Raw genomic sequence first — 17527 nt, 5'->3', positions numbered from 1 at the left:
GTCAGACGCTGAGCAGCAGGAACTCGCGTTCCCAGGAGCTGATCACGCGCTTGAAGTTCTCGTGTTCGGCACGCTTGACCGCCACGTAGCCGCGCACGAACTTGCGCCCCAGGTACTGCTCGATGGTCGGGCAGTCCTCCATGTGTGCCAGGGCGTCCTCGATGGTGATCGGCAGGCGCAGGTTGCGCCGCTCGTAGGCCCGGCCTTCCACCGCGGCGCTGGGCTCGATGCCCTCGACCATGCCCAGGTAGCCGCACAGCAGGCTGGCGGCAATGGCCAGGTAGGGGTTGGCGTCGGCGCCGGGCAGGCGGTTTTCCACGCGCATGGCGTCGGGGCTTGCGGTCGGAACCCGCAGGCCCACGGTGCGGTTTTCCTCACCCCATTCGACGTTCACCGGGGCCGAGGTGTCCGGCAGGAAGCGGCGGAACGAGTTGACGTTGGGGGCGAACATCGGCAGCAATTTGGGGATGTACTTCTGCAGGCCGCCGATGTGGTGCAGGAACAGCTTGCTTTTCTCACCGTTGGCATCGACGAAGATCGGCTTGCCGGTGTCGATGTCCACCACGCTCTGGTGCAGGTGCATGGCGCTGCCGGGCTCGTCGGCCACCGGCTTGGCCATGAAGGTGGCGGTGACGTTGTGCTTGAGCGCCGCCTCGCGCAGGGTGCGCTTGAACACGGTGATCTGGTCCGCCAGGTCCAGGGCGTCGCCGTGGCGGAAGTTGATTTCCATCTGCGCCGGGCCGTCTTCGTGGATCAGCGTGTCCAGGTCCAGGCCCTGGGCTTCGCACCAGTCGTAGACATCTTCGAACAGCGGGTCGAATTCGTTGGCGGCATCGATGGAGAACGACTGGCGACCGCTTTCCGCTCGGCCGGAGCGGCCCAGGGGAGCCTTGAGCGGCAGGTCCGGGTCTTCGCAGCGCTGGGTCAGGTAGAACTCCATTTCCGGGGCGACGATCGGCTTCCAGCCCTTGTCGGTGTACAGCTGCAGCACTTTCTTCAACACGTTGCGCGGCGACAGTTCGATGGGGTTGCCGAATTTGTCGAAGGTGTCGTGGATGACGATGGCGGTGGGTTCGATGGCCCAGGGCACCAGGTAGATCGATGACGAGTCGGGGCGGCAGACCATGTCGATATCGGCCGGGTCCAGCAGTTCGTAGTACAGGTCGTCGTCGACAAAATCCCCGGTTACCGTTTGCAGCAGGACACTTTCCGGCAGGCGCATGCCTCGCTCATGCAGGAACTTGTTGGTGGGTGCGATCTTGCCGCGGGCAATGCCGGTCAGGTCGCTGACCACGCACTCTACTTCGGTAATCTTGTGATCTTTCAGCCAGGAGGAAAGCTGATCGAAAGGGGCGTTCATAAAGACCTCGATTATTGGTTTTATCTGCTCCGAGGTGAGCGGGAGTATCCCGGCAAGGCTTCCCCTGCGGCGCATTGGCGACTATCTTGGGCGAGCCTTGTTGTTCCATCTATCCACTTTAAGCAGAACCAAAACGCACCAAACGAGTGCGTAAGGTCCCCCGATGACAGCGTCCAATCCGCTTCAGGTCCAAGCGTTCAACACCTTCGATGTCGCCGATCAGATCCGTGCCACCCCGGGTTGGGTCCAGCATTACCAGCAGATGTCCCCTGGCCATTTCAACGGCCTGGTGCGCTACCTGGACCTGCAGGGCGTGGAGATCTACGAGGAATGCATGAATACCCGGGTCGAGCAGAATTTCAGTGCCCCCCAAGGCGCCCTGGCGTTCTGTTTCGACCGCAGCGACAACGCGCTGTACGTGCTCAATGGCGAGAGCCGCAATATCTGGATCACCCCGGAGAACTACCAGGAAGTGGCGGTGGTGTTCGGCCCCGAGTTCGTCCGCGGCCACGGCCTGGGTGTGGAGCGCCTCGACGGGCTGTTCATGGCGCCCCTCAACAGCCAGCAGAACGCCTTGTTCTGCCGCTGGCTGAGTTCGACCCTGACCCGCCTGTCCCAGACCCTCGACCCGCCCAGCCGCGAAGCCCTGACCCAGCAACTCCTGGAGGACTGCCTGTACATCCTCGACAACGCCTGCGTGCGCCTGGACCGCGGCGGCCTGCAACGGCGCAGCGAGGAGCGGGGGATCATGCAACGGGTAGCGCAGTGGGCCGCCGACGTGCCCGAGGAAACCCTCAACCTGCTGGAGCTGTCCCAGGTAGCCGGAGTGTCCCTGCGCCAGTTGCAGAGTGCGTTCAAGGCCTTTACCGGGATGGCCCCCAGCCAATGGCTGCGCCTGCGTCGGCTCAACAGCGCGCACCGCGAACTGCTCAGCCGAGGGCCGACTGAGACCACGGTGGCCGAGGTGGCGATGCACTGGTCGTTCTGGCACCTGGGGCGGTTTTCCAGCAGTTACCGGGCGCTGTTCAAGGAGCTGCCGAGCCAGACCTTGAAACGCAGTGCCGTGGCGCGTCGCTAGGGCGTGCGCCCGGGCCTTGCGGGCAAGCCCTCAGTACACTTGCAATGACTGGTTGAGGTCGCGCAGGGCCTGATCCAGCCGGGCCACGGCGCTGGACAATTGCTGCTCCTGGGCCGCCTCGGCCACCAGCTCTTCCAGGCTGACGCACAGCTCCAGCAAACCTTGGGCATTGAGCAGGTAGGCCGTGCCCTTGAGCTTGTGGGCGATGGCTTTCAGGGCCTGGCGATTGCCACTGGCCAGGGCCTTGCTCAAGGCCTGCAGTTCCTCGTTGTTGCTGTTGATCACGTGCTCGGCCAGAGCGGCGTGGATGTCGCCGTTCAACGACGGCACCGCGCTCTGCGCCTGGGGGGGCGTCAGGCTCAGCTTGGGGATCAGGCGGTTCAGCCCGGCAAGGCTGATCGGCTTGGCCAGGGCACTGTCCATGCCCGAAGCCAGGCAGCGTTCCAGTTCCTCAAGCTGGGCGCTGGCGGTCAGGCCGATGATGGTGCAGGGGCGCACCCCCATCTGGCCCTCCATGCGCCGGATCGCCTGGCTCATCTCATGGCCGCTCATCTGCGGCATGTTGCAGTCGGTGATGATGATATCCACGTCATGCTCCTGCCACATGGCCAGGCCTTCCAGGCCGTTGTAGGCGATCAGGGCCTCGTGTCCCAGGTAGTTGATCTGCTGGTTGAGCAGGTACTGGCTGGGCAGGTGGTCTTCGACGATCAACACGCACAGGGGCTGGTCGGTGCTGTTGAGCACCGCTTGTTCCGCGCTGTCGGTGGCGCTGCTGCGCTCGTCGGCAACGCGCTGAAAACAGGCCTTGAAGGTCATGCGGGTACCTACGCCAAGTTCGCTCTGGACTTGCAGGCTGCCGTTCATCAGCTGGGTCAGCGAATGACTGATGGACAGGCCCAGCCCCGATCCGGCGTTGGGGTTGCTGACCACGCTGTCGACCTCGAAGAACGGGGTGAAGATCTTCTGGATCTGCGAAGCCGGAATGCCCGGGCCGGTGTCGATCACTTCGACATGGAAGTCGAGAAAGTGTTCATCTTTCACCTGGCCCAGGCAACGGATATGGATCTCGCCCTGTTCGGTGAACTTGATCGCGTTACTCAGCAGGTTGGAGATGATCTGCTTGAACTTCAGGCCATCGATCCACACTTGCGCGGTGGCCCAGGCATCGAACTGCAGGTGGATGTCCAGGTGCTTCTGGCGGGCCAGGCCATCGAAGACATTGGCCACCGATTCGATCAGGTCCTTGAGGCTGGCGGCTTCCGGGCGCAGGGTCAGGCGCCCGGATTCGATCCGCGAGATATCCAGGATATGGCCGATCAGCGCCAGCAGGTTCTGCGCCGACTCGTAGGCGATATGCACGGAGCGGGTATTGAGTTCGCGGTCGTTGTCACGGGTCAGCACCAGCTCCAGCATGCCGACGATGGCGCTCAGGGGGGTACGGATCTCATGGCTCATGGTGGTCAGGAACACGGTCTTGCTGCGGCTGGCATGCTCGGCGGCTTCTTTGGCATCGCGCAACTGGTCGAGGATCAACTGGCGCTGCAGCAGGTCCAGGCGCTTGCGAATGATCCGTCGTCGCTGGCTCAGAATCCACCAGGCCGCCAGCACCAGCATCAGGCCCAGGCTGCCCAGGATTTTCCAGGTGAAGGCCGTCACACCTTTCCAGTAGCTGTCGTCGGTGCTGCCGCTGGCGCGCCAGCGACCCAGGATCTGCAGGTATTCCTGAGGGCTGATCTCGGCCATGGCCTGGTCGATGATGGCGATCAGTTGCTGCTGGCTTTGCGGTGCGGCGAAGGCGATCCGGGCTTCCTGGCCTTGCATCATGCCGTGAATCTTCAGGCTGTTCTGGAGCCTGAAGGACAGGTAGTAGTTGGCCAGGTTGGCTGGTGCCAGGGTGAAGTCCGCCTTGCCTTGGCGCACCCGGTTGAGGGCCTCGGCAACGGTGGATGTCTGCTGGACCCATAGCCGTGGATAGCGCTCGCGCAGGTCCTCGCTCTGCAGGTAGCCGGAGGCGAGCGCCACGGAGCCGATGGAGTCGCGGTTCAGCGGTGTCAGGGGCGGTGCGTCGGTCTTGCGCACAATCACATAGGGCGTAGTGACGATGGGCCGGGTATACAGGTAGGACGCACGCCTGGGGTTGGCGCGGGCCAGTATGCTGAGGTCCGCACGGCCTTCGCGCAGGCGGGTGTCGACCTGCTTGAGCGAGCCGACCCGGGAGACCTCGAAGCGCAGCCCGCTCTTGCGCCGGATGAGGTCCAGAAGGTCCGAAGCGATGCCGTTGAACAGCCCGCGGCTGTTGAAAAACGCATAGGGCGCCAGGTCGTCGCTGATCACCAGCCGCACCGGCGGTGCATGCTCCAGCCAGCGACGCTGATCGGCGTCCAGGCGTTCGCGAAAACTGTTGGAGTCGCAGTTACCCGTACCGCCCCACATCTGCAGCGCCGATATCACCTGGCAGCGCTTGATGCCGCCCAGGGCTCGCTCGAGCAACTGTTGCAGGTGGGTATTGTCACGGGCCACGGCAAACCCGACCCGGATTTCCGGCAACCGTGCACTGTGGCTGATCACCAACTGGTCGCTGAACAATTGGCTGGATAGATAGCCGGTAGACAGCGAGTCCCCCAGGTAGATGTCTGCGTCGCCATCGAGTACCGAGCCCATGGCGGCGCGGGGGGAATCGTACAGCTGGATCAGGCCCCGTCCACCGGTGCGCAGATAGAGCTCCAGGGCCATGCCGCGGGTGGCGGCGATCCGTGTCCTGGAGATGTTCGCGCGGTAGTCCCGCAGATCACCGCTCTCGGCATACAGGGCCAGTTCGGTGACCGCGTAGCTTGGGCTCAGCCGGACCTGGTAATCCTCTGCTTCCACCTGGGTAGCGCTGTCTACCAGATCGACCTCGCCCCTGCGCAAGGCGTGATAGGCGGCATCCGTATTGGGGTAGGTGCGGACTTCCACGGGGATCGCCAGCTCGCGCTGCAAGGCCCCCAGATAGTCCGCTCCTATGCCTTCGAGTTCATGGCGCTGATTGATTTCCCGGTAGGGGGGCAGGTCGCCACTGACGATGCCGACCAACAGGGCCTCTTTGTTACGCAGCCAGGTCTGTTCATCGATGCTGGGGCGAATATCGAGGAAGTCCAGCGGCTGGCGGGCACGGATCTTCACCCTGTCCTGCGCGAATACCGGCAGGGCCAACCACAATATCAGTATGAAAAACAGCGGACGTGGCAGTAACCTCACATCAGGTTACTCAGACCAGTTCGTTCTGCCTGGCGATGTTCACCAGATCCACCACCGAAGTGACCCCAAGCTTGCTCAAGATATTGATCTTGTGGCCGCTGACGGTCTTGTTGCTCAGGTGCAGTTTCTCGGCGATCTCAAGATTGGTCAGACCCTCAGCGAGCAGCTTGAGGACTTCCAGTTCGCGATTGGTCAGCGCCGCCAGGACGTCGCTGCTGTGTTTGCCGCGGCCGCCATCGCTGAACGGCATCGACTTCTTTGGGAAGAAAACATAGCCCTCGACGATAGTGTCCACTGCCTTGAGCAGTTTGGTCAGGGGTTCGTTCTTGCTCACGAAACCACTGGCTCCGGCCTGCAGGCAGCGCATGGCATAGGTGTCGACGGACTGGGCGGTGAACACCAGCACTCGCACATCCAGGTTCGCCTGGGCGATGCGCTTGAGCACCGTAAGGCCGTCCATTTTCTCCAGGCTGACGTCCAGGATCACGATGTCGGGCCTCAGCGACAGGATCATGTTCAGAGCGCTGATACCGTCGGCCGTTTCGCCAACAATGGTGTAGCCCTGGGTCTCCAGGGTTTTGCGAATCGCCTCACAGACGACCGGGTGATCATCGACGATCAGTACACTTTTACTCATGCCAGGTTATCCAGAATCAAAATATCTAGGTAATTAAGTGAGCCAATAACGGTCAGCGCCTTGATGAAATCTGAGGCTGGTTGAGAATTTTCTCTGACCTAGGGCGGATTTGCGGAAAGTTCAAATAAGAAAATGATGCCGAATAAGCCCTTCAGGGTCATCAGAATGTCACTGGCAGGCTAGCAGGAAGCAACCTGAGTACTGCCAAGAAAATTCCTGTTTTCGAATCCATTGCTTCGGGTTGACGGGCTCTTGGCAGCGATCTCGACTAGATGAATGCAATTCAAGACTATTCCTACATCCCACCCACAACGCAGAGCTTATCTTGCCCTGTCATTCAGCCAGGCACAGGGCGAGCCTGAGTGGCGGGCAGCATTCTAGTGCACTGTGCCAGCGGTGTGACGGCCCACTATTTTTCAGAGGTCGAACCAAGCGATGTTGAAGTTAAGGGTAGGGGTACTGGAGCAACATAATATTGTCCGCCACGGTCTGTACAAGCATCTGTCCAGGCAGTCGGTTCTGTGCCTGAGCGAGTTCTTCAATTTCGCCGACATGTTGGAGGCCCTGGAACAAAACCAGCTGGACGTGCTGATGATCGGCCACCTGATGGATAGCGACCCGGTTCATCTGGTACGAAACTTGATCACCCGCTACCCCGGTCTGAAAATACTCGTGCTGCTGAACCGTCCCGATCCTGTAATTGCCTCGCAGCTGCAGGCCGTGGGCGCACATGGGGTGATGTCCAAGACGCAGTCTTTGCCGGACTACGCTGATGCGCTGCGAAGCCTGGCCCGCGGCGAGCGCTATGCCATGCTCAGCGATGGCCGGGCAAGCATGGAAAAGCCACTCTACGACGCCTAGCCGAACAGGCCGCGTCGCCCTCGATTCAAGATTTTCTTTGGAAAACTTCAAGACGTTTCTTGTTATGGCGAGGCGGCCGGCGCTCTAGAGTACCCGGCACTGGTGACCTGAAAGACTGTCGCAAGGCCGTGACGGTCGGTGGGCCAGGACCACTCGGACTAGAGGCTTGAGAGGATGGAATATCCAGTTCTGAAGACCACCATCGAACGTTCTGGAGGCGCTATGTCACTTGTCGTTAACAAGCCCTTGCGCATCGCAGTGCTGGACGATCACGCATTGATTCGCATGGCAATGCAGCTACAGCTGCAGAGCGTGGCGGATTTCCAGCTGGTGGGTTTGTATGCCAGCAGCGGCGAGCTGATCTCGGCTCTGCGTGATACCGAACTGGACCTGCTGGTGCTCGATTACCAGCTGCAGGAATGCGACCTGGATGGCCTGCGCCTGATCCGCCTGTTGCGCAACAAATACCCGCATTTGCTGATCCTGGTGTCCTCGGCCACCGAGACGCCGTTTTTCGTCAAGCAGATCATCGATATCGGAGCCAATGGCTTTCTCGGCAAATCACAATCCCTGGACGACCTGATTCCGGCCATCCGCACGGTAGCCAGCAAGCGGCTCTATCTGTCGCCGTTGCTGGCTTTCGCCGTGCAGCACCCGCCAATCGGCCCCGCCGCCGAGCCGGGCAGCCCGCCATTGACCAGCCTTGAGACCCTGTCCCCCAAGGAGAACGAAGTCTTGCGCTGCTTTCTGGATGGCCTGCGGATCTCCCAGATCGCCAGCAAGTTTTCCCGCAGCATCAAGACCATCAGCGGGCAGAAGCAGGCCGCGTTCAGAAAGCTGGGGATCCGCACCGACGCCGAGCTGTTCAAGGTGCAGCGCAAGCTGGACCTGCATATTGCTTCCCGCGAGCCGGCAGACGAGCGTGCCCAGGACGACGCGACCCAACTGCCCCCTTAATTGGCCCGGAGCACTGTCCAGATCGCCGATGAACGCTCTGGACGCTGACGCAAGTTTCCTGGCTTCTCAGCCATTAACAGCCTCGTACCCCATGCTTAAGCTGAACCTCTCGTCCAGTGCCCCCGGGCAATTGGGTCATTGAACCCCGAAGGGAAAGTTCAAGCATGAAAAAATTGGAAAAGAAAGTTGCCCTGGTGACAGGGGCTTCCAAGGGTATTGGCGCGGACATCGCCAAGCAGTTGGCTCGCAACGGCGCCACGGTGATCGTCAACTACGCTCGCAGCAAGGCCGACGCCGACGCTGTGGTGGCGCAGATCTTGGAGCAGGGCGGTAGGGCCTATGCGATCCAGGCCGATGTGGCCAGGAGCCTTGAGGTCAAGACCCTGTTCAAGACCATAGAGCATCTGTACGGCCGCCTCGATATCCTGGTCAATAACGCCGGGGTCTATTCCACCGGCTCACTGGCGCAGGTCACTGAAGATGAGTTCCACCGGCATTTCGACCTGAACGTATTGGGTCTGATTCTGTGTTGCCAGGCGGCGTTGGACTGCTTCAACCCACAAGGGGCGAGCATCATCAATGTCAGTTCCAGCGTCACCTCCTTCACCCCTGCCAATTCGGCGATCTACACCGCTTCCAAGGGCGCGGTGGATGCGATAACTCGCACCCTGGCCAATGAGCTGGGCCCCAGGAACATCCGGGTCAATTCGGTCAACCCGGGACTTGTGATGACTGAGGGGGTGCTCTCCAGCGGCTTCTTCGCAGATGAGTTCCGCACCAAGATCGAGACACTCACGCCCCTGGGGCGCATTGGCGTACCTCGGGACATTTCGCCGGCGGTGGCCTTCCTGGCCTCGGACGATGCCAGTTGGATCACTGGCGAAACCCTGGTCATCGGCGGTGGTTTGCGCTGAGCGCTACAGGCTCTGCTGGCCGCGCTGATAATGGCGCGGGGCTTCGCTCATCACGCGCTTGAAGGCGGTACTGAAGGCGCTTTCGGACTCATAACCCAGGGAGAAGGCGATGCTGGAGATACTGTCGTCGGAATTGCGCAAGCGGTCGCTGGCCAGCAGCATTCGCCAGCGGGTCAGGTATTCCATGGGAGCAACCCCGACTACGGTCTTGAACCGCTGGGCAAAGGCCGAGCGCGACATGTTGGCCAGGCGTGCCAGTTCTTCCACGCTCCAGCGCCGCGCTGGCTCACCATGCAGTGCACTGATGGCGGCACTCAGGTGTCGGTCGGCCAGGCCGGCGAACCAGCCGGTGCCATCGCTGCCCAGGGTTCCCAGGTGAGCACGCAGCACCTCCACCAGCATGATGTGGGCCAGGTGTTCGGTCATCAATGAACGTCCCGGCTTGTGCTGGTGCAGTTCCGAAGTAAAGCGCTCCAGGGCCCAGCGCAGAATCGAGGCCTGGGCCGAGACACCGGTCAGGTGCACCAGGGACGGTAGGGTGCTGAGCAGGACTTGGGCCGGGACCCCGGTGAACTCGAAGCGTCCGCCCACCAATTGGGTATCGGCGCCGCAGTAGTCAAGGGTGATTTCGTCTTCAGCGATCCGTTGGAAGTAGGAGGCGGAATCCATCGGGACCTGGTTCATATCGCTGTAAAGGGCAAAGGGCACGCCCCGGGTCATGAGGAAACAGTCACCTTGTTGCAAGCGTTGCGGTTGTTGTTCGCCTGCAACTAATAGCCAGCAGCCACCTTGAACTACGGTAGTGAACTTGATTCCGGCATTCTCGGGAAAACTGAACGCCCAATCACCCGCCATTCTTAATGTTGCGGAGTGATAGTTGCGAATTCGCAATAAAGAAAGAACGCCTGAAAGCGGATCCATTGGTTGCCCTTTGGGGATTTTGAAAATGGGAGATGAATGTTAACACCGTGATTATCCTGATGGATATATAAAGTCGCGCATCGACTTGCCCGAAATCGTTATGAAAGTTGTAACTTGAAAAGGAATAAACATGAATATCCAATTAGACGAAGTCTATGGTCCGTTGATTAACGGTGTATTTGAGAGTCGTGACAAACAGCCATTGCCCGCCCTGGATCCGGCCACCGGAAAGTGCCTGGCGACTATTCATTACTGTGACGCTCAAGATGTCGATCGAGCGGTGAATGCGGCGCAGGCGGCCTTTGCCGGATGGAATGCTTTGGGTCAGCAGGAACGGGGTCGATTGCTCAATGCCCTGGCCGACGCGGTGGAGGCGGACAGTGAACGCTTGGCGTGGATCGATGCCCATGACGTGGGGCGTTGCATCAGCGAGGTACGCAAGGATTACCTGACTGCGGTACGTCACTACCGCTACTTTGCCTCGGTGATCATGGCCCATGAAGACCATGGCCGAGAGATCCCCGGTGGCTACGCCCTGGGCAAGCGCGAGCCCCTGGGGGTGTGCGGGCAGATCATCCCCTGGAATGCGCCGGCGATCATGGCATCGTTCAAGCTGGCGCCAGCCCTGGCGGCTGGCAACACCGTGGTGCTCAAGCCGGATGAAAATGCTTCGCTGTCGACCCTGGAACTGGGCAAGCACATCACGCGGATTTTCCCGGCTGGGGTGGTCAATATCGTCACCGGCCTGGGGGAAGTCGTAGGTGCAGCCCTGAGCCAGCACCCCAAGGTGCGCAAGCTGTCCTTTACCGGCAGCACCGAAGTGGGGCGCATCGTTGCGCGAGTAGCGGCCGACCGGCTGGTGCCGGCGACCCTGGAACTGGGTGGCAAGAGCGCCAACATCGTGTTCCCGGATATCGATGACCTGGATGCCGTGGTAGACAACGCCACCTTCGCAGCGATCCACAATAACGGGCAGTCATGCCTGGCTGGCACTCGGCTGTTCGTCCATGACGCTATCTTCGAGACGTTCAAGCAAAAGCTGATCGAGTCATTCCAGCGCGTCAGCGTGGGTTCGCCGCTGGATGAAAATGCGCGGGTCAGTTGCCTGGTATCGGCCAGGCAGGGTGAAAAAGTCCTGGAGTACATTGCCCTCGGAGTGCAGGAGGGGGCTGAGCTGCTGGTGGGCGGAGCCCGGGTCGAGGTGCCGGATTGCCCAGCGGGCTACTTTATCCAGCCCACGGTTTTCGAGGTCCGCAATGACATGCGCATCTGCCGGGAAGAGATCTTCGGCCCCGTACTGTCACTGATCCGCTGGAGCGATTACGAGCAGATGATCGCCCAGGCCAATGACTCCGAATACGGTCTGGCCGCCGGTATCTACACCAGCAACCTGAAGCACGCCATGGATACCGCCAATCGCCTGGAGGCCGGTTCAGTGTGGATCAATCGCTACTCCAACATCAGCGACGGCACGGCGTTCGGTGGTTACAAGAACAGCGGTATTGGCCGCGAGTTCAGCCGCGAAACCCTGAATGCCTACACCCAGATCAAGACCATCACGGTCCAGGCTGAGGTGCCGGCGCCCTGGTTTGCACCGCGCTGAATCGCGAGTGTCATTAAACCGCCTGTTCCCTCCGGGAGCAGGCGGTTTTTCTTTTGTAATCAATTAAACAAGCTATAGGTTTGTAGGATTAGTCCTACATATTTAGATGATTTATCTTTAGATGTAGGGCGATTCCTACGATTGTTGCACTTTCTGTCCTGGGTAAGAATTTGCTCGCTTCCTTTAAGGAACAATTAAAGCCATCAACTTACACAGACCAAGGAAATGACAGTGTTCAATCCCATGAGAGCTATTCTGGCAATTACTGCCTCTGGCCTTGTTGCCAGTTCCGCAATGGCGGCTGACGGGACAATCAACTTCACGGGTGAAATCAGCAGCGTATCGTGCAGCATTACAGCCGGCGGAGGCACAGTCGGAGGTGGTGCTCAAACTATTACCGTGCCTTTGGGGAAAGTCAGTATTGATTCAATAAAAACCCCCGCAGAGGGTACTATCGCCTCAACTGTCCGAATCAATCTAAATCTGGACTGCGGCTCAACCGGATCGGGTCTTAGCACAGTTGATATGAAGTTTGACCCTGCTGCCGGTTCTGGCATTGATCTCAAGGACCCCAGACTCTTGAAAACTCAGGGGGCGGGCAAAGGTGTAGGTATCGCGATCTATAATGAAAATAATAAAATAGTAAATATGTCCGCGAACGAAATCATCAGTGGAACATTGACTCAGTCACCTCCAAGTACTGGCACTTATAAGAGTAGCATCAGCTTGCGTGCCGGTTATGTTGCCAATACTGAAGATTTTGTCGCAGGCCAGGCTAATGGCACCCTGCCGTTTAGCTTGACTTACAGGTAATAGTAAAAAAGAGAGGCTGAACATGCCTCTCTTGCTCACGAGTGGTGCCTATTCAATGAACGCAATTTCCAGATACTTGCTGCTGGGCTTCGCCTTGCTCGGCAGTAGCCTTGCCTGTGCCGGAATTACCCTCGATGGAACTCGAGTGATATACCCGGAAAAAAGCAAGGAAGTTTCAATCCTGATCAGGAACACTGGTTCGCAGGACATCATGATTCAATCCTGGCTGGAATCCAATGAACTGCATAATGAACAGAATATTCCCTTTGCTCTGACCCCTTCCTTGAGTCGCCTTGCCGGGAATAACCAACAGATGTTGAGGATCTTTTATTACGGCAAGGGTTTACCAACTGATAAAGAGTCGATCTTCTGGTTGAACGTACAGGAAATCCCGCAAAAGTCAGCGGAACAAAATACCCTGCAAATTGCCGTGCGTCAGCGCATCAAGGTGTTCTATCGCCCGAAAAACCTGACGGAAAACTCCCAGGAGGCAGTCGGCAACTTGAAGTGGAAAATGCTTCGCGAGAATGGGAAGAGCTATTTGCAAGTTTCTAATGGTTCGCCTTATCACATCTCCTTTAGTTCGGGAGTGTTAAGTGTGGGCGAAAAGAAATACCCCGTTGAGTTGGATATGGTGACGCCCGGAAGTGTCAGCAAGTTTGCTGTGACGGGAGAGCCTACGGCTCAGCCAAGCCAGCGGGCGCTCGTTGAGTTTCATAGCATTAACGACTACGGCACTCCAATCAAGGGTACAGCGACTGTCACTTATTGAAAGTGGCTGCCTCGCTGGTTTATTCGATACTTGCTTTGTAGAGAGCAGGCTGATGTTCAATCACTGGTATAAGGGATTGCGCCTGTGCACGTTTTCAGGAAAAAGCTCAATCTGAAGAATACAGGTTGTTCCTTTTTATTTTTCATGAGCATGGCCACGCCTGTGGCCGCGTTGTCAGTAGAGTTCAATGAGGTTTTCCTGAACAAGGGTGGAGCCCCGGTAGAGTTGAAGTACTTCGAATCGGGTAGTGGTATTTCCCCCGGAAACTACAATCTCGATATCTATCTCAATCAAGCGATGGTAGTTCGGCAGAGTGTCACCTTCATTGCAACAGGCAACTCGCCTGAAGTACGCCCGCAGATCAGTCTGGGCACTCTAAAAGCAATGGGCATCAATACTTCGCGGCTTGCTCAAGAGCGGCTCATCGCTACCGACAGCAGCGATGAATCGATCATCGACGTTGCCAGGCTGGTCAGTGGTGCCAGCGTCGAGTTTGATGTCAGCGCTCTGGCCCTGAAGATCAGCGTGCCCCAGGCCTACATCCAGCGCGGTGCCGGTCATTCGGTGGATCGCTCCCTGTGGGACGATGGTGTTACCGCGCTCTTCACCGACTATCAGTTGAACTTCAACCGCAATATCAGCCAGGGCTACCACAACGACTACCGCTTCCTGGGGTTGCGCAACGGTTTCAACCTGGGTGCCTGGCGGTTACGCAACGAGTCTTCAGTGTCGGGTTACACCGGTGTGCGCGACACCTTCAGCAGCAACCGCAGCTACATCGAGCGGGATGTTGCCTCTCTGAACGGCCGGTTTGCAGCGGGAGAGTTGTACACCCAGGGCGAGGTCTTCGACAGCGTGCGTTTTCGCGGGGTGCAGCTCAGTTCCGAGCTGAGCATGTTGTCGGATGAGGAAATCGGTTACGCACCGGTGGTGCGTGGCATTGCCGAGACCAACGCCACGGTGGAGGTGATCCAGAACAACTACGTCATCTACTCCACCAGCGTCTCGCCGGGCGCCTTCGAGATCCAGGACATCTATCCCAGTGGCTCCAACGGTGACCTGGTGGTGAAGATCATCGAGGCTGACGGTCGCGAACGGCAGTATTCACAGGCCTATTCCTATCTGCCGGTCATGATCCGCAACGGCAGTGCTCGCTACAGTGTTGCCGCTGGCCAATACAAGAACCATGACCAGGCTGCGCCAGGATTCGGCCAAGGCACCCTGGTATATGGCATGAGCGACAACTTCACCGGTTACGGCGGCCTGCTGGCGGCCACGGGGTACAAGGCCCTGAACCTGGGGCTGGGCATCAACTCGCCCTGGGGCGGGGTGTCGTTCGACGTGACCCAATCCAGTTCCGAGAGCCTGCGGGGCCAGGTGAGCCGGGGGCAGAGTGCCCGCGCTCTGTACTCCAAGACCCTGGGCACCACCGATACCAGCTTCACCATGATTGGCTATCGCTACTCCACCGAGAACTACCGGACCTTCAGCCAGCATGTGGAGGAGTCCGGCGACGTCGGTGGGAGCCATTACGGACGGCAGAAAAGCCGCTTTGACCTGAACGTCAACCAACCCCTGGGGCAATCGGGTTCGCTGTTCGCCAGTATGGGGGAAACCAGCTACTGGAATCGTCAGGGCAGTACCCGGCGCTGGCAGTTCGGCTACAACGGTAACTATCTGGACGTCAGCTACAACCTGGCCCTGTCGCGTACAGAAGGCCAGGGCATGGAGCAGGGCGCCGATAACCAGCTCAGCGCATCGCTGAGCGTGCCATTCGGTGGCTCGGGCCGGCACCAGCGGGCCTATAGCAGTGTGACGTCGTCGTCCCAGGGGGATTCGTCGGTCCAGACTGGAGTCTCGGGCAATTTGGATCAGCGAAATGCCTGGAACTACTCGGTCCAGGGCAGCCAGAGCCGGCAGGGTGGACGTTCCGCCAACCTCGACCTGAGCTGGGATGGACCCGCAGCGAAGGTCAGCGGCAATTACGGCCAAGGCTCCGCCAGCAAGCACATGAGCCTCGGCGCTGCGGGTTCGCTGGTGGCCCACGCAAATGGCATCACCTTGGGCCCCTCGGTGGGGGAAACCTTTGCCCTGGTCGAGGTGTCCGGGGTCAAGGGGGTAGGGGTCGATAGCAGCGCTGTCACACGTACCGATGACAAGGGTTATGCCATCGTTCCCTATGTACAACCCTATCGCTACAACTGGATCAGCCTCGACAGCGACACCCTGGGCAGTGATGTAGAAATACAAGAAAGTTCGCGCATGGTGGTGCCCACCCGGGGTGCGGTAGTCAAGAGTCGCTTCGAGTCCACGTCCGGGCGCCGCCTGCAGTTCGACCTGCGCACAGTAGATGGCCAGCAAATCCCATTTGGCGCTCAGGCCTATGACTCCCAGGGAAACTTGCTGGGTGTCGTCGACAACTTGTCCAGGCTGTTGCTGTTTGGTATCGGGGATAAAGGTGAGCTGGATGTTCGCTGGGGTACAAAGCACTGCAAGGTGAATTATGAGTTGCCCGCGGCGAACAAAGAGATGATTTACGAAAAGTTTGAGTTTTCCTGCAGTACTCCGAAGGCCTTGATGGCGAGCACTGAAGTAATTAGTTCAAGTAGCCAATGATGGCTTCGAGGTAAGTGGATGAAGCTGGTTTGTGTTTTTTTTGCAAGAATATGGCTGTGCATGGTTCTGGGGGGTGTCCCGTACGCCATTGCCGGATGTTCTCAGGTGCTCGGCCAGACGCTCCAACCGGCGATACCGGAAGTCTCGCAAGGAGCGACAGGAATGCTCTCCAGTTATTGGGCATCAGCAACGGTCTTGGTGTCCTGTAGCGGTCTGGTGGCATATGGGAAGTACTTTAACAACATCTATGCAACCGCGGGCGACTCGGGGAAGACCCTCTATTTCGAGGGCGCCAACTACAAGCTTTACAAGACTAGTTCCGCTGATGTGATGTTCATCGCCAAGGCTGCTGGTCCGGATAATATAGCTCGCCCTTTGGGCGACCTGAACCGCACGCCCGTATCTGTTAGCAGCACAGGAACTGCCGGCTTCGGGATGATCATTTATGTGCGGTATTATTCCCCGTCGCAGAAGCTGTTTCCGGGCTTGTACAGCATCACCGGGCAAGATCTGTTTGCCGGGCTGCTCAGTTACAACAATGGTGATCCTTCGGTTAATTTCGGTTATTGGGGAACCAAGGCGCTGGACTTTTCATTTCTGGTCATGGCGAGAACTTGCCAGCTTTATAATAATGCTCCAGTGAAACTGAAAAAAATCAGTTTGTCGGCACTGCCAGTTCGAGGCTCAACGGTGGACGCGGGAACAGTCCGCCTGGATATAGGCTGCGAGAGCAGCATGAGCAGCAATAGAATCAGCGTCAATATGATTGATATGGCCACCCCCTGGAATAACTCGTCGAACCTGACATTTACTACTCACGCCACCCAACCTTCGGGAGTCACCTTGCAACTGATGAATGCCGGGAAGCTCCTTAATCTAGGCGTCTCGTCCAGTAATGTTATTGGCTATACGCCGGCCGGCACCACAGACATCAGTAAAGTGCTTGACGTTCGTTATATCCGCACCGAAGACAAGGTAATCCCAGGAGCAGGCAATGCGGCAGTTTCAGTTACCGTCACTAGTGACTAGCCTGTTTTGCATAATCTTTTTCAAGCCATGCATTCACTATTATTCTCAAGTCGCCTACGGCATCATCCACCGAGTCAAGAAATCAGGAACAACCAAATCATGGGCAACATAGTCATAGTCGACGATCATCCACTGATGCGCATGGCCGTGCGTGTCATGCTCGAAAGTGAAGGGCATACCATCATGGCGGAAATCGACAACGGCGTGGATGCCCTGGAAATCATCCGCAAGTTGCTGCCTGACCTGATCGTGCTTGACCTGAGCATCCCCAAGATGGACGGTCTTTCGGTGATTGCGCACCTGACCTCCATCGGTATCTCCACCAAGGTGCTGATCCTCACCTCGGGCGACGCCCGCAACTTTGCCATGCGCTCGCTGCAGGCGGGAGCCGCAGGTTTCGTGTGCAAGGACGACAGCCTCGATGAACTGGCCGGGGCGGTGAAGGCGGTACTGGCCGGATACAGCTATTTTCCGGCGAACACGATTCACATGCTGCGGGACAACTCCCAGGCTGCGTCTCAGGAAAGCCTCAAGCTGGCACAGCTGTCCGATCGCGAGATTACCGTGCTCAAGCTGCTGGCCCGTGGCATGGGTAACCAGGATATAGCCCAGCAGTTGATGATCAGCCACAAGACGGTCAGTACGTACAAGGTGCGCCTGCAGAGGAAACTCAGCGTGGAAAACCTGATCGCCATGGTGGAACTGGCCAAGCGCAACGGCCTGGTGTGA

Annotated in this window: 14 protein-coding genes; 10 read left to right on the top strand and 4 right to left on the bottom strand. The window is 58.5% G+C overall.

All coding sequences use genetic code 11. The features are described 5' to 3' along the window. Position 1: 1 nt before the first annotated feature. A complete protein-coding gene (locus M2395_RS06150; protein ID WP_011061241.1) occupies positions 2-1360 on the bottom strand; it encodes a glutamine synthetase family protein in 1359 nt (452 codons plus the stop codon). A 163-nt stretch (positions 1361-1523) separates the two neighbouring features. On the opposite strand from M2395_RS06150, the gene M2395_RS06145 reads away from it, so the two are divergent. Beyond that, entirely contained in the window at positions 1524-2438 is a 915-nt protein-coding gene (locus tag M2395_RS06145) for a helix-turn-helix domain-containing protein (RefSeq protein ID WP_011061242.1), read from the top strand. A gap of 30 nt (positions 2439-2468) precedes the next feature. Here the strand turns inward: M2395_RS06145 and M2395_RS06140 are convergent, their stop codons facing one another. Next, entirely contained in the window at positions 2469-5675 is a 3207-nt protein-coding gene (locus tag M2395_RS06140) for an ATP-binding protein (RefSeq protein ID WP_123430797.1), read from the bottom strand. A 10-nt stretch (positions 5676-5685) separates the two neighbouring features. After that, positions 5686-6312 carry a response regulator transcription factor gene (locus M2395_RS06135; protein WP_015635577.1) on the bottom strand — a complete coding sequence of 209 codons (627 nt, stop codon included), beginning with the start codon at positions 6310-6312 and terminating at the stop codon, positions 5686-5688. Between the two features lie 435 nt (positions 6313-6747). On the opposite strand from M2395_RS06135, the gene M2395_RS06130 reads away from it, so the two are divergent. From M2395_RS06130 to M2395_RS06120, 3 genes are all read left to right on the top strand, one after another. After that, positions 6748-7173, top strand: a complete 426-nt coding sequence (locus M2395_RS06130; RefSeq protein ID WP_123430796.1) for a response regulator transcription factor — start codon at positions 6748-6750, stop codon at positions 7171-7173. Between the two features lie 222 nt (positions 7174-7395). After that, on the top strand, positions 7396-8130 hold the full coding sequence (locus tag M2395_RS06125; RefSeq protein WP_077934099.1) for a response regulator transcription factor: 735 nt from the start codon (positions 7396-7398) through the stop codon (positions 8128-8130). A gap of 164 nt (positions 8131-8294) precedes the next feature. Continuing rightward, complete coding sequence (locus M2395_RS06120) at positions 8295-9044, top strand: SDR family NAD(P)-dependent oxidoreductase (protein ID WP_065364023.1); 750 nt, start codon at positions 8295-8297, stop codon at positions 9042-9044. 3 nt (positions 9045-9047) lie between these two features. On the opposite strand, the gene M2395_RS06115 is transcribed toward M2395_RS06120, so the two are convergent. Next, positions 9048-9965, bottom strand: a complete 918-nt coding sequence (locus M2395_RS06115; protein WP_065364024.1) for an AraC family transcriptional regulator — start codon at positions 9963-9965, stop codon at positions 9048-9050. A 130-nt stretch (positions 9966-10095) separates the two neighbouring features. Between M2395_RS06115 and M2395_RS06110 the strand changes: the two genes are divergently transcribed. The 6 genes from M2395_RS06110 (at position 10096) to M2395_RS06085 (ending at position 17527) form a co-directional block, all read left to right on the top strand. Continuing rightward, complete coding sequence (locus tag M2395_RS06110) at positions 10096-11568, top strand: aldehyde dehydrogenase (protein ID WP_077934100.1); 1473 nt, start codon at positions 10096-10098, stop codon at positions 11566-11568. A gap of 243 nt (positions 11569-11811) precedes the next feature. Then, a complete protein-coding gene (locus M2395_RS06105) occupies positions 11812-12381 on the top strand; it encodes a fimbrial protein (protein WP_405046089.1) in 570 nt (189 codons plus the stop codon). A 22-nt stretch (positions 12382-12403) separates the two neighbouring features. Further along, the gene (locus tag M2395_RS06100; protein ID WP_309295698.1) at positions 12404-13153 is read left to right on the top strand and encodes a molecular chaperone; all 750 of its coding nucleotides are present in this window, start codon (positions 12404-12406) and stop codon (positions 13151-13153) included. Positions 13154-13237: 84 nt separating this feature from the next. Continuing rightward, complete coding sequence (locus tag M2395_RS06095) at positions 13238-15769, top strand: fimbria/pilus outer membrane usher protein (protein WP_123430794.1); 2532 nt, start codon at positions 13238-13240, stop codon at positions 15767-15769. Positions 15770-15931: 162 nt separating this feature from the next. Further along, positions 15932-16798: a fimbrial protein gene (locus tag M2395_RS06090; protein ID WP_077934102.1), complete on the top strand. Its 867-nt coding sequence runs from the start codon at positions 15932-15934 to the stop codon at positions 16796-16798. Between the two features lie 99 nt (positions 16799-16897). Beyond that, complete coding sequence (locus tag M2395_RS06085; protein ID WP_065364027.1) at positions 16898-17527, top strand: response regulator transcription factor; 630 nt, start codon at positions 16898-16900, stop codon at positions 17525-17527.

The sequence above is a fragment of the Pseudomonas sp. BIGb0176 genome, assembly GCF_024810175.1.
GTDB lineage: Bacteria > Pseudomonadota > Gammaproteobacteria > Pseudomonadales > Pseudomonadaceae > Aquipseudomonas > Aquipseudomonas protegens.
This window is presented reverse-complemented; position numbering and strand designations above follow the sequence as displayed.

Bases quoted from the DNA above. Each gene is read 5' to 3' on its own strand.
- M2395_RS06110 (WP_077934100.1), top strand. From the start codon at position 10,096: ATGAATATCCAATTAGACGAAGTCTATGGTCCGTTGATTAACGGTGTA.
- M2395_RS06145 (WP_011061242.1), top strand. From the start codon at position 1,524: ATGACAGCGTCCAATCCGCTTCAGGTCCAAGCGTTCAACACCTTCGAT.
- M2395_RS06105 (WP_405046089.1), top strand. From the start codon at position 11,812: ATGAGAGCTATTCTGGCAATTACTGCCTCTGGCCTTGTTGCCAGTTCC.
- M2395_RS06090 (WP_077934102.1), top strand. From the start codon at position 15,932: ATGCTCTCCAGTTATTGGGCATCAGCAACGGTCTTGGTGTCCTGTAGC.
- M2395_RS06135 (WP_015635577.1), bottom strand. From the start codon at position 6,312: ATGAGTAAAAGTGTACTGATCGTCGATGATCACCCGGTCGTCTGTGAG.
- M2395_RS06130 (WP_123430796.1), top strand. From the start codon at position 6,748: ATGTTGAAGTTAAGGGTAGGGGTACTGGAGCAACATAATATTGTCCGC.
- M2395_RS06085 (WP_065364027.1), top strand. From the start codon at position 16,898: ATGGGCAACATAGTCATAGTCGACGATCATCCACTGATGCGCATGGCC.
- M2395_RS06150 (WP_011061241.1), bottom strand. From the start codon at position 1,360: ATGAACGCCCCTTTCGATCAGCTTTCCTCCTGGCTGAAAGATCACAAG.
- M2395_RS06100 (WP_309295698.1), top strand. From the start codon at position 12,404: ATGCCTCTCTTGCTCACGAGTGGTGCCTATTCAATGAACGCAATTTCC.
- M2395_RS06115 (WP_065364024.1), bottom strand. From the start codon at position 9,965: ATGGATCCGCTTTCAGGCGTTCTTTCTTTATTGCGAATTCGCAACTAT.
- M2395_RS06125 (WP_077934099.1), top strand. From the start codon at position 7,396: ATGTCACTTGTCGTTAACAAGCCCTTGCGCATCGCAGTGCTGGACGAT.
- M2395_RS06120 (WP_065364023.1), top strand. From the start codon at position 8,295: ATGAAAAAATTGGAAAAGAAAGTTGCCCTGGTGACAGGGGCTTCCAAG.